At 26.2% G+C, this 12,364-nt stretch carries 10 protein-coding genes; 4 read left to right on the top strand and 6 right to left on the bottom strand.

Annotation, left to right across the window (positions count from 1 at the left end):
• Positions 1 to 278: 278 nt before the first annotated feature.
• Positions 279 to 479, bottom strand: coding sequence for a hypothetical protein (locus AYC59_RS06105; protein WP_066896414.1), 201 nt, complete (start codon positions 477 to 479; stop codon positions 279 to 281).
• Positions 480 to 790: 311 nt separating this feature from the next.
• On the opposite strand from AYC59_RS06105, the gene AYC59_RS06100 reads away from it, so the two are divergent.
• From AYC59_RS06100 to AYC59_RS06090, 4 genes are read left to right on the top strand one after another with little or no spacing between them, the layout of a single operon-like run.
• On the top strand, positions 791 to 1,267 hold the full coding sequence (locus tag AYC59_RS06100; protein WP_066896411.1) for a MarR family winged helix-turn-helix transcriptional regulator: 477 nt from the start codon (positions 791 to 793) through the stop codon (positions 1,265 to 1,267).
• Positions 1,254 to 1,406 carry a hypothetical protein gene (locus AYC59_RS08070; protein WP_211260024.1) on the top strand — a complete coding sequence of 51 codons (153 nt, stop codon included), beginning with the start codon at positions 1,254 to 1,256 and terminating at the stop codon, positions 1,404 to 1,406. The genes AYC59_RS06100 and AYC59_RS08070 overlap by 14 nt, the downstream gene beginning before the upstream one ends.
• Positions 1,407 to 1,461: 55 nt before the next feature.
• Positions 1,462 to 3,411 (top strand): ABC transporter ATP-binding protein, encoded by a 1,950-nt coding sequence (locus AYC59_RS06095; RefSeq protein ID WP_211260023.1) that lies wholly within the window; start codon positions 1,462 to 1,464, stop codon positions 3,409 to 3,411.
• Positions 3,404 to 5,191, top strand: a complete 1,788-nt coding sequence (locus AYC59_RS06090; RefSeq protein ID WP_066896408.1) for an ABC transporter ATP-binding protein — start codon at positions 3,404 to 3,406, stop codon at positions 5,189 to 5,191. Before AYC59_RS06095 ends, AYC59_RS06090 begins: the two co-directional genes overlap by 8 nt.
• Positions 5,192 to 5,301: 110 nt before the next feature.
• Here AYC59_RS06090 and AYC59_RS06085 read toward each other — a convergent pair whose 3' ends face one another.
• From AYC59_RS06085 to AYC59_RS06065, 5 genes are read right to left on the bottom strand one after another with little or no spacing between them, the layout of a single operon-like run.
• Positions 5,302 to 5,757, bottom strand: coding sequence for an NUDIX hydrolase (locus AYC59_RS06085; protein WP_066896405.1), 456 nt, complete (start codon positions 5,755 to 5,757; stop codon positions 5,302 to 5,304).
• Between the two features lie 7 nt (positions 5,758 to 5,764).
• Positions 5,765 to 6,988 carry a hydroxymethylglutaryl-CoA reductase, degradative gene (locus tag AYC59_RS06080; protein WP_066896402.1) on the bottom strand — a complete coding sequence of 408 codons (1,224 nt, stop codon included), beginning with the start codon at positions 6,986 to 6,988 and terminating at the stop codon, positions 5,765 to 5,767.
• 1 nt (position 6,989) lies between these two features.
• Positions 6,990 to 8,123, bottom strand: coding sequence for a hydroxymethylglutaryl-CoA synthase (locus tag AYC59_RS06075; protein WP_066896399.1), 1,134 nt, complete (start codon positions 8,121 to 8,123; stop codon positions 6,990 to 6,992).
• A 5-nt stretch (positions 8,124 to 8,128) separates the two neighbouring features.
• On the bottom strand, positions 8,129 to 9,193 hold the full coding sequence (locus AYC59_RS06070; RefSeq protein WP_066896396.1) for a thiolase family protein: 1,065 nt from the start codon (positions 9,191 to 9,193) through the stop codon (positions 8,129 to 8,131).
• 12 nt (positions 9,194 to 9,205) lie between these two features.
• Positions 9,206 to 12,253, bottom strand: coding sequence for an alpha amylase N-terminal ig-like domain-containing protein (locus AYC59_RS06065; RefSeq protein WP_066896393.1), 3,048 nt, complete (start codon positions 12,251 to 12,253; stop codon positions 9,206 to 9,208).
• Between the last annotated feature and the right edge of the window lie 111 nt (positions 12,254 to 12,364).

Below are 12,364 nucleotides of genomic sequence, written 5' to 3'. Positions count from 1 at the left end.
TTTACCAACAAAAGAAACTTAATTCCCTTTAGCTAAGATATTATTATTTTCTGTATAACTTGATTTAATTCTATTTTTAATAATATTATTTATTTCAGAAACAGTGTTTTTAGAATAATTTATGGTCGATTTACTCAAATTAACCACATCACTAATTAATATAACTAAATTATAAAATTGTTTCCATTACTTATTATTGGTAAAAGTAATAACAGATATTTTTTCATTTAAGTCCTTTCTACCTTATTGCAAAGGTGAATGTTTCTTTATATTAAATATTAAAACAATTCTGAATCTCTTATTACAAATCTAAATGTATCTGTATTATAGAATTGTTCTAATTCTTTATAAAATTCTTTTAATTTCTCTACTTTTTCTTTGGGATCATCTACAGTTATTTCATCCATAATAGGTGATTCATCTCCACGATCTACAAATATAACTATCCTTAAAATAGGATAATCTCCCATATAACTCATATATTTATCCCAATTTATATTTTCAAATTTATTTAGATAATAAAATAAGAAAAAGAACAGATATAAAAGAAAATATTAAAAATTTCAAAATCCTATTCATTTATATATTCCTTATTATTTATTTTTTTATTTAATATACTACCATTATCTCAATTTTTTTCATAGTGTATTTTTTAAATTTGATATGTATTTTCTGATTTCTTTTTCTATTTAATTAAAAAATAGGTTGACATCAGATATTAATTTAAGTATAATAGTTAACAAAGTAAACTATAAAGTTAATTGTGTTAACCATATTATAAGGAGGTCAAATGGAAAATAAGCTTGAAAACGAATATATAGAATTAAGTGAAATTATGGATATTCTTAGAATTAGTATGAAAAAACTATCTAAATGTGATAAAAATCCTTTTAGGAAAATAGAGTTTAGATTACTACATATCATTAAAGAAAATAATGGGATTAGTATGCATGATTTAGGTGAAGAACTTGGAGTTACAAAACCAAGAGTAACTGCAATAACATCTAAATTATTAGAAAATTCTCTTGTATACATTGATATAGATAAAAAAGATAAAAGAAAAAAAATATTAAAATTAACAGAAAAAGGAAATGAAGCTATTAGATCGTTTAAAAATGAACATAAAAAGTTTTTTATAAAAATATTATCTATATATGATAAAGATGAAATTAATCAATGGAAACATCTTATGAATAAAATGATAGATATGGTTAATAAAGAAATTAAAGAACTTGAAAAGGATGGTGAAAATAATGAGATTATTTAAATATTTAAAAGAATACAAATTAGCACTATTATTATTAATAACCTTACTTGGACTTAGAGCATATACTGAGCTTGAATTACCAGGTTATACAAGTGATATTGTAAATATAGGGATTAGGGATAGCACAAAATGGAATTAAAAATTCTATACCTGAAAAAATATCAAAAAACAGTCTAGAAAACCTAGAACTATTTATGAATGAAGATGAAATAAATACTATTAATAAAAGTTATAGTCTTGAAAATGATAAATATACACTTAATAATTTAGATGAAAAAGATGTAGATAAGGTTAACAAAATTTTCAAAGAAACAACAACGGTATTAATGGGTGCTGAAAGACAAAATATACCAATTGAGAATATAAAACAAGGTGTAAATAGTGGAGTCATCAATAAAGATACATTACTTAAACAAAAAGAAGATGCATTAAATAAACTGGGTGATCAAGCTGAAACTATAACAAAACAGGCAAGTTTAAACTTTATTAAAAACGAATACAAAAATATTGGAATTGATATAGATAATTTAAGAGTCAATTATTTAGTATCTGTAAGTTTAAAAATGCTTTTTGTAACTTTAATAGCTGGAATTGCTTCAATTTTCATAAACTTGATAGCAAGTAAGATATCATCAAAAGTTGCATTTAATCTTAGAGAAAAAACATTTGAAAAAGTTTTATCTTTTCCAAAACAAACTATAGATAAATTTTCTATTGCTTCACTAATAACAAGAAGTACAAATGACATTCAACAAATACAAATGGCATTAAACATGATGTTATTCATTGCATTTTATGCCCCTATAATGGCAATTTTAGGAATATATAACGTGGCTAAGACAGATCTTAGTATGTGGTGGACTATAGCTTTAGGATTAGCTTTTCTATCTCTTGCAATAGGAACTATTATAGGTTTTGCAACTCCTAAATTTAAACTTATGCAAGTATTAGTGGATAAAGTAAATTTAGTAAGCCGTGAAATATTAACAGGAGTATCTGTAATACGTGTATTTGGTCGTGAAAAATATGAAGAAAAAAGATTTGATAAAAGTAATATAGAACTTAAAGAAAATCAACTTTTCGTTAATAGAGCCATGTCAGTTATATCTCCTGCTATATCTTTTGTTATTAGTGCAATAGTTGTATTAATAATATGGGTTGGAGGTAAAAGTATAGATGCTGGAAATATTGAAGTTGGTAATATGATGGCGTTTATAACTTATGCTATACAGATATTTATGTCTTTTGTATTCTTAACTTTCCTATTTTCATTCTTACCACGTGCAACAGTAGCTGCAGCTCGTATAGATGAAATATTAGAACAAGATATAGATATAAAAGATAAAGAATTAGTATTAGATAATAAACTTGAAGAAATAAAAGGTAATCTTGAATTTGATAATGTAACATTTACTTTTGATAATTCTGATGATTCTATTATAACAGATGTTTCTTTTGTAGCAGAAGCTGGGAAAACTACTGCTATAATAGGTAGTACAGGAAGTGGAAAATCTACTTTATTACACTTAATTCCTAGATTCTTCGATAATCAAAAAGGACAAATTAAAATAGATGGTATAGATATTAAAGATATAAGTCTTAAAAAATTAAGAGATATAATCGGATTTGTTCCACAAAAAGGTGTTTTATTCAGTGGAGATATTGAATCAAATATACAATTTGGAAATAACAATATATCTAAAGAAGATATAGAAAAAGCAGCAGAAATATCACAATCAATGGAATTTATTGCTTCAAAAGAAAATAAATTTAAAAGCCATATAGCTCAAGGTGGAAATAATGTTTCTGGTGGTCAAAAACAAAGATTATCTATAGCAAGAGCTCTTGCTAAAAAACCAAAAATCTTACTATTTGACGATAGTTTCTCTGCCCTTGATTATAAAACAGATGTTAAACTTCGTAGACAGTTAAAAGAAGAAATGAAAGATGTTACTACAATTATAGTTGCTCAAAGAATAGCAACTATTATAAACGCTGATAAAATAGTAGTTTTAAATGAAGGAAAAGTTGTAGGTATAGGAAAACATTATGAATTAATTAAAAATTGCCCTACATATATAGAAATTGCACAAAGTCAAATGAGTGAAAATGAATTAGAAAAAGGAGGTTTAAATAATGAATAAGAAAAACAATAAAGCAAACAACTTTAGTTCTACTATAAAAAGAATATTAGTAGATGTATTTAAAAATTATCCCATTTATATCATTATTATTCTAACCTTCTCTATAAGTAGTACTATATTTAGTATAGTTGGTCCTAAAATAATGGGTAAAGCAACTACAGAACTGTTTGAAGGATTAATTAAAAAATTTAACGGTAATGGAGGAATAGATTTTGATAAAATATCAAAAATTCTATTATTAACTCTAGCTTTATATATTCTTTCATTTATATTTAGTTTTATCCAAGGTTGGTTAATGAGTAATATTTCTCAAGATTTAACATACAATATGAGAAAAGAAATTAGTCAAAAAATAAATAAATTACCTATGGGGTATTTTGAACAAAGAACAGTTGGAGAAACTTTATCACGTATAACTAATGATATAGATACATTTGGTCAAGGACTAAACCAAAGTTTAACTCAATTAATAACTAGTGTAACTACTATAATAGGTATATTAATAATGATGCTTACTATAAGTCCTACACTTACTCTTGTTGCATTAACTGTAGTTCCTGTTTCGGGTTTATTAATGGCTATTTCTACTAAAATAAGTCAAAAATTCTTTATAGGACAACAAAAAACATTATCTGAAGTTAATGGTATTGTTGAAGAAAGTTATTCTGGACAAAATATTATAACTGCATTTAATCATCAAGAAAAAAGTATAGATGAATTTAAAGAGAAAAATAAATTACTTTATAACTATTCTTGGAAATCTAATTTCATATCTGGATTAATGTTTCCTATTGTAAACTTTGTTGGAAGTTTAGGATATGTTGGTATAGTTTTATTTGGTGGAATATTAGTTTCAAAAGGAAGTATAGGTGTTGGTGATATTCAAGCTTTCATACAATATATACGTAATTTCACTTACCCTCTAGGTACTATGGCTCAAGTTTTATCACAATTACAAAGTATGACTGCAAGTGCTGAAAGAGTTTATGAATTTTTAGATGCTCCTGAAGAAATTGTTGTTAAAAATCCTATCAAACTTGAAAAAGTTGAAGGTAATGTTAATTTTGATCATGTAAAATTTGGATATATTGAAAATCAAACTATAATAAAGAATTTTACAAGCGATATAAAAAAAGGTCAAATGATAGCTATAGTTGGTCCAACTGGTGCTGGTAAAACTACTATGGTTAAGTTATTAATGAAATTTTATGATATTAATGGTGGTAAAATAAGTATAGATAATCATGATATTACTAAACTAAGTAAAGAAGATTTAAGATCTTATTTCACTATGGTTTTACAAGATCCTTGGTTATTTAAAGGTACTATAATGGAAAATATTCGTTACGGAAAACTAGATGCTACAGATAAAGAAGTAATAGATGCTGCAAAAGCTGCTCATATTCATCATTTTATAAAAACTTTACCTGGAGGATACAACATGGAACTTAATGAAGATGCTTCTAATATTTCACAAGGTCAAAGACAATTATTAACAATAGCGCGTGCTATTCTTGCTAATAAGCCAATATTAATTCTAGATGAAGCTACTTCAAGTGTTGATACTCGTACTGAAGTATTAATACAAAAAGCTATGAATAAACTAATGGAAGGTCGTACTACATTTGTTATAGCTCATAGATTATCAACAATTAAAAATGCAGATAAAATCTTAGTTTTAAAAGATGGAGATATCATAGAACAAGGAACTCATAATGAATTACTTGAACAAAAAGGATTCTATTCAGAATTATATCAAAGTCAATTTAATACAAATTAACAGAATAAGGAGAAAGCAATTAAAAACTTTCTCCTTTATTTATTATCTTTTATTTAATTCTTCTTTTAATCTTTGTATTTCTTTATTTCTTTAAAAACTTATCTCCTAAATTAGTTTTCTTTTTCTATTTTTATTAATTTATCCCCAACATATTCCATTTTATAAGCAAAAAAATCTTTATTCCCTTCAACTATATCTTTTAAGAAATATCTATCTCCTTCCCATATAGGAAGATCTAATACCTTATTTCTTGGAATATATTCTAATTCACCCTCATCACATTCTATAATTTTTCCACTAAAATCTTCTGAACTAAATACATAAATATAGTCCATTTCACCATTATACACAAAAGTTAATAATCCCCTTAATTCTATCTTATTCGCAATTAGTCCTGTTTCTTCCTTTATCTCTCTTTTTATAGACTCAAAAGGACTTTCTCCTTCTTCTATTTTTCCACCTACTCCAACCCATTTTCCTTCATTTATATCATTTTCTTTCTTATTTCTATATAACATTAAAATATCATTATTTTTAATAAGATAACATACTGTGTATAATTTCATAACTCACCTATTTTCTAATTTCTAATAATACTTTCTTAACATCTTCTATGGTAATATGTTTTGCATTTTTTAATTTTTCTGTAATTAAATCTATTTCTTCAAGTTTTGCCCCAGCATATATTGCAAAAGATTTAATTTGAAGTTTCATATGACCCTTTTGTATACCTACAGTAACTAATGCTCTAAGTGCTGCAAAATTTTGTGCAAGACCGACACAAGCTGTTATTCTTGCTAAAGTTTTTGCATCAGGATTACCTAAAATATCAAATGAAATTTTAGATATTTCATTTATTTTTATACTACCACCAAAACTTGCAATAGCCATAGGTATTTCTAATCTTCCATAAAGTTTACCATTTTCATATTTCCATTCAGACAAACTCATATATTTTCCATTACGTGCTGCATAAGCATGAATTCCAGCTTCTATTGCACGCCAATCATTTCCTGTTGCAAGAGCTAGGGCATCTATTCCATTAAATATACCTTTATTATTCGTAACAGCTCTGTATACATCAGAATTTGCAAAACGACAAGCCATTTCTATTTTTTTTCCTATTTTTTCTTCAATATCTAGCTCACATTCAGCAACAACTAAAGAATGTGTTGAATAATTAGATATTATACTCATTAATTTTTCAGCTGATATTTTTTCTTGGATTATAGGAGCTATAACTTCAAGCATAGTATTTATACTATTTGCACCCATAGCATCTAATGTATTAACATGTAGATAAACTACTAAGAACTCATCTTTTATATCAACTTCTAAACTTTGTGCTCCACCACCAAGTTCTATAAGATTAGGTTGACTATCATTTGCAAGTTTTATTAATTCTTCTTTCATAGAATTAATGATATTTACTGCTCCATCAATATTTTTAACATTATAATAAGATATATGACCTGTCATTATTCTTTCATCTAAGCTAGTTTTAAAACCACCACTTGCTTTTATTATTTTTGCTGCATTACAAGAAGCAGCAATAACAGAGGGTTCTTCTATAGCCATTGGTATTACATATTCTTTTCCATCTATTAAAAAATTAGTTGCTATTCCAAAAGGTATACCATATACAGATATTTGATTTTCTATAAATTTATCAGCTAAATCATCTGATAATACTTCTGAATTTTTTAAATATTCATAATCCTTATCATCTATATATTTACCTTCTTTTAATAACTCTATTCTTTCTAATCTAGTTTTTTTATAGCTATCTTTCCACATATTACTGCTCTTTTCTTAATTCATAAATTCTTTTATGATCTAATATATTTTTTAAATAAAATTCTAATCCTTCTGAATTATTTTCAACATCAGTTGATTCTTCAAAAAACATAGTTTCATATTCTTCTATGGATACTTTTTTTCTTAAATCTAATTTTTCTTTAAATAGATCTATATTTAAATATTCCTTATATCCTTTTACTAATTTTAAGCTATAAAATTCAGCAACAGCACCTGAACCATAACTATACATACCTATATTATCCCCAGCTTTTAAAGTTTCTGTGTTTGATAATAAAGAAAGTAATGAAAGATACAGAGAACCTGTATATATATTTCCTACTCTTTTATTAAAATTAATAGAATGAATAAATTCTTCCATAATATTTTCATTTACAGTAATATTTTCTAAACCTTTTCTTGCAAGTTTAGTATATGGAACATGGAAACATATAGCTTTTAACTCTGTTAAAGAATATTTTTGTCTATATCTTTGCCAAACTTTATCTAAACACCCTAAATATCTTTCTACTGAAAATTTACCATCAACAAATGCATATTTAGAATATGTAGGACGCCAAAAGTCCATAATATCTTCAGTATATGCAACTTCATCATTATTAAATTCTAATATTCTTGGTCCCTTTGAAACTATCATAGCTATAGCACCTGCTCCTTGAGTTACCTCTCCTGATGTATTTATACCATATCTTGATATATCAGAAGCTATTACTAAAACTCTTGAATTTTCATTCATACTAACATGAGCTTTTGCAAAATCAAGAGCTGCTGTTGCAGAAAAACAGGCTTGTTTCATTTCTATACACTTACAGTAATCATTTATTCCTAAATAATTTTTTAAATATATACTAGCCGCTTTAGATTCATCTACTGAACTTTCTGTTGCAAAAATAATTAAATCTATGTGTTCTCTATCAAAATCATCTACTATATCTTTTGCTGCCATATATGCAAGTGTTATTATATCTTGATTTTTAGATACAACACTCATCTGATTTTGACCTATACCTTTTAAAAATTTATCTACCTCAACACCTCTTTTAAGTGCAAGTTCTTCTATAGATATATACTTATTAGATACATCCATAGATATTTTATCTATTCCTATTTTCATAAATCCTATATTTCAACTAAAACTGAAATACCTTGACCTCCTCCTATACATAAAGTTGCTATTCCTCTTTTAAGTCCTCTTCTTCTTAATTCATAAATTAAAGTTATTAAAATACGAGCTCCACTTGCACCTATTGGATGTCCTAAAGATATGGCTCCTCCATTAACATTTAATTTTTCATCAGGTATATTTAGGTCTTTTTTAAATGCAAGTACAACTGATGCAAATGCTTCATTTACTTCAAAAAGATCTATATCTTCCACTTTTAAATTAAATTTATCAAGTAATTTCTGTGTAGATTTAACTGGAGCAAGGCCCATTAAACTTGGTTCACAACCATAACTTGCAAATCCTTTTATTTGTGCAAGTATTTCTTGATTTTCTTTTTTAGCTTTTTCATAATTCATAAGAACAAGCATTGCAGCTCCATCATTTATTCCTGAAGCATTACCAGGAGTTATTCCTCCATCTTCTTTAAACGCTGGTTTTAATTTATCTAATTTTTCTCTTTCAAGATCTATTCTTGGATATTCATCTACACTATTATCAAATATTTCCTCTTTAAAAATATTTTTTAACATAGCTTCCTTTACTTTCATTTGAGAATTATATGAAAAATCATCTAGATCTTTTCTTGAAAAATTATACATATCTACTATATTTTCTGCAGTAATTCCCATATGTATTCCTGAAAAGGCATCTGTTAGTCCATCTTTAAGTATGAAGTCTGAATCTGTCATTTTTTCAAGTCCACCAACTAAAACAGTATCATTATCACCTGCAATTATACTTTGCATTCCAAGCCATACAGCTTTAAGTCCTGAACCACAAACTTTATTTACTGTAAAAGAGGGTATTTCTAAATCAAGACCAGACTTAACACTAACTTGTCTTGCAATATTTTGACCTAAATTACCAGATAATACATTACCTAAGATTACTTCATCTATTTTTAAATCTTTAACTAAACTGTTTGCAAGATCTGCTCCTATTTTGCTTAAAGGTATTTCCTTATACATACCATTATATTTACCAATCGCACTTCTTTTAGCCCTTATAACGGATACCATATATACCTCCGATTATTTCTTTTTAAGATAAAATATATACCCTTTTTTTGCTGGTATATCAAGTTTTACTTCTCCATTTTTATCTGTTCTAATTTTTTTACCTGTTAATAAATCTAACATAGATTTATCTTGATGATAAGTAGTGATATTTATATCGTTATAGCTATTAAAACTATTGTTAATTGCTACTATTATACTTTCATCTTTATTATATCTTTCATAAACTATTATATCTTTTTCATTATCAAAATATACTGATTTTATTCTTCCATATATTAAACATTTATGTTCTTTTCTTATATGTATCAACTTCTTATACCACTCAAATAAGTCTTTATCTGGTTTTTGTTCATACACTTCTCCTCTATTAATATATGAATTATTTTTTTCATCATCATACCAAAACTCATCCCAAAGCATAGGTTTTCTACAATAAGGATCTGTAGCTCCCCACATCCCTACTTCATCACCATTAAATAGCATAGGTGCACCTACATAAGTCATTTGGAATATTGAAATTAATTTAAGTATATCTTTAGGTTTTATTTTAGAGTTTATCCAATCTATACTTGTATTAGGATGATAATTAGAAGCAAGGTCTGGTCTAATATTGTTATATCCTTTTTCATATTGTTTACCTTCTTCTAAATTTCTACCTAAAGTATCATTAATTATTCTTGAATAAAGTCTATCTGTATCATGTGATCCATTTAAATTTTGTGATGCCTGTACTGCTTGATATGGATACCAAGTTCTTTTTTCTCTAAGTTCAAGTAAGAATTCTTCAGCACTTAGCTTATATCTATCATCATAATTTTTACCTTGATTTATGAAATATGCTATAACTACTTCAAGCCATTTATAGTTCATAACAGCATCAAATTTATCACCATTATTAATATCATCACCAGCATTTCCCCATAATTCTGCTGTTATATATGATTCTTTTTTACATTTTTTAACTACATGTCTCCACTCTTTCCAGAATAATTGATTTTCTAAACAATTAGGAACATCTAATCTCCAACCATCTATACCATCATCTTCTTGCCAATTAGTTGAAGATTTACCATCTGGACCTAACATCCACTTTCTAGTTATATTGAAAATATAGTCTTTCCAATCTTCATTAAAAGTATTAAATTCAGGTAAAGTATTAAATCCTGCCCATCCATTATATCTTACGTTCTTTTTATTAGAATTTAATATATTGTATGCTTCTTCTTCATTCATATTTTCTAATATATTTTGAAAACCTGTATAGTCCGTAAACGTATACCAATTAGCATATTTAGAATCTGGACCTTCTGCCATAGCTAAATTAAATGCAAAACAATGATTACTACTATGGTTAAATACCCCATCAAATATGACTCTTATTCCATTTTTATGAAATTCTTTTATTAAGTCTACCATAATTAAATCAGATTCTGTCCAGACCCAAGTACTTGGATCTTCTGTTTCCCCATAACCATTTTTACCCTTATTTTTACCAACTAAATTAACTTCTAATAACTCTAGTTCTGAATTATTCATAGCATCTGTACCAAGTACATCTACATAACTTTTATTACCATAAGGATTATCTTGTTTTATATATACATCATGTAATTTTCCACTTGTTCTAATAGTACCAAAATCTGGTGATATATGTCTAAAATCATTAGCACCATATTTATGATTTTGATATGAATAAAACACGGGATTAAACCATATAGCATTCACTCCTAATTCTTTTAAATAGGGGATTTTCCCTTTTATTCCTTTTAAATCTCCACCATACATTCTTGCATATTTCAATGAATAATCTAGACCTTCTTCTTCTGAAATTTCCCATTCTGTTCTATCTGAAAAATCAGAAAACCATCTATTTCTATCAAATCTAGGGCTTTTTTCATCTTTAGACCATCTATATGGTTTTATAAACTTAGACTCATGGTTACTATTTTTAGTAAAATATGAAGGTCCAAATTCATTAAATATGGGATCATTATATACATCACCATTATAGAATCTTTCAGGGAAAATATTATACCAAATTGCTTCTCTACTCCAATAAGGGATATAGAAAATATCATTATTTTCTTTATTATTTATATCATAAATATACTTATTTTCTATATTATCTACTAATCCATTAGGTGAAAAGTATTTTTTAATACCCCCATCTTCTAGAATAAAAAAATATTCTAATTTTTCTACATCTTCATCAAAAGTAAGTTTTCTTTTAAAATAGTCAAAAGAATTTGTATTATCAACAAATCTTTCAAGTTCATATATCCTTTCAACATCTTTTTTACCATTACTTGTTACTATTATTGAAATATACAATCTTGAAACATCGAATTTTTGTGTTCTTATACTAAAATCAAATTCTTTTTCTGTTATCTTATTGAAATATATAAGTTTTTTAGGATCATGTAATATAGCCCTTATACCTTCTATTGAATTGATACCTGGTTTTACATTATATGAAAATACACCTGTTCCCATTTTACCTTCAGGGAAAAGGTTACCATTTTCTCCGACTACTAATATTTCATTTTGCCCTTCTGGGAACCATTTACCATTTATTAAATACTTATATTCATAATATCCATTTTCAACATTTAAAGTAACTTCATATCTATCATGTCCAATAAACTTAATAGGTTCTGTTTCAGGTGTCCATGAATTAAAATCTCCAGAAATTTCTATTTTTTCTGGTTTTACATCTACATATTTTTTATAGTCTATATTAAATCTTGTAAATTTCTTTTTATACAAAACAAAAGAATTAGAAGTTGGAAAAAATTCTACTAATATATCTATTCCATTTTGTATACCTGTTATAGGTTTTGCATCTTCATTTTCTGAACAATATGCTCTAAATTCTGTTGCAAAAGGACTTGTATGATTATATGTTACATTCCTTTTTGTTTCATTTTCATCAACAACAACAAACTTATATGATGCACCGTCCATTTTACTACATTTTATTATATATTTTTCATTATTTTCTTGAAATTTTTCTTCTTTAAAAAAATCACCATTTTTATATATTATTAATCTATAATTCATATTGACCTCTTATGTCTTAAATATATCTGAATTTTATCACATATATATTTTTTTTTCAAAATATTATTGCTTTTTTTGATTTTGGTATTATAATCTCAAATTTGAAAAAAT

This window comes from Pseudostreptobacillus hongkongensis, from assembly GCF_001559795.1.
GTDB classification, from domain to species: Bacteria; Fusobacteriota; Fusobacteriia; order Fusobacteriales; family Leptotrichiaceae; genus Pseudostreptobacillus; species Pseudostreptobacillus hongkongensis.
Note: the sequence above shows the minus strand (reverse complement) of the source record. Positions and strands in the feature narration are given on the sequence as shown.

Excerpts from the sequence above, each read along its gene's own strand:
- AYC59_RS06085 (WP_066896405.1), bottom strand. The coding sequence starts at position 5,757 with ATGAAATTATACACAGTATGTTATCTTATTAAAAATAATGATATTTTA.
- AYC59_RS06080 (WP_066896402.1), bottom strand. The coding sequence starts at position 6,988 with ATGTGGAAAGATAGCTATAAAAAAACTAGATTAGAAAGAATAGAGTTA.
- AYC59_RS06065 (WP_066896393.1), bottom strand. The coding sequence starts at position 12,253 with ATGAATTATAGATTAATAATATATAAAAATGGTGATTTTTTTAAAGAA.
- AYC59_RS06090 (WP_066896408.1), top strand. The coding sequence starts at position 3,404 with ATGAATAAGAAAAACAATAAAGCAAACAACTTTAGTTCTACTATAAAA.
- AYC59_RS06100 (WP_066896411.1), top strand. The coding sequence starts at position 791 with ATGGAAAATAAGCTTGAAAACGAATATATAGAATTAAGTGAAATTATG.
- AYC59_RS06095 (WP_211260023.1), top strand. The coding sequence starts at position 1,462 with ATGAATGAAGATGAAATAAATACTATTAATAAAAGTTATAGTCTTGAA.
- AYC59_RS06105 (WP_066896414.1), bottom strand. The coding sequence starts at position 479 with ATGAGTTATATGGGAGATTATCCTATTTTAAGGATAGTTATATTTGTA.
- AYC59_RS08070 (WP_211260024.1), top strand. The coding sequence starts at position 1,254 with ATGAGATTATTTAAATATTTAAAAGAATACAAATTAGCACTATTATTA.
- AYC59_RS06075 (WP_066896399.1), bottom strand. The coding sequence starts at position 8,123 with ATGAAAATAGGAATAGATAAAATATCTATGGATGTATCTAATAAGTAT.
- AYC59_RS06070 (WP_066896396.1), bottom strand. The coding sequence starts at position 9,193 with ATGGTATCCGTTATAAGGGCTAAAAGAAGTGCGATTGGTAAATATAAT.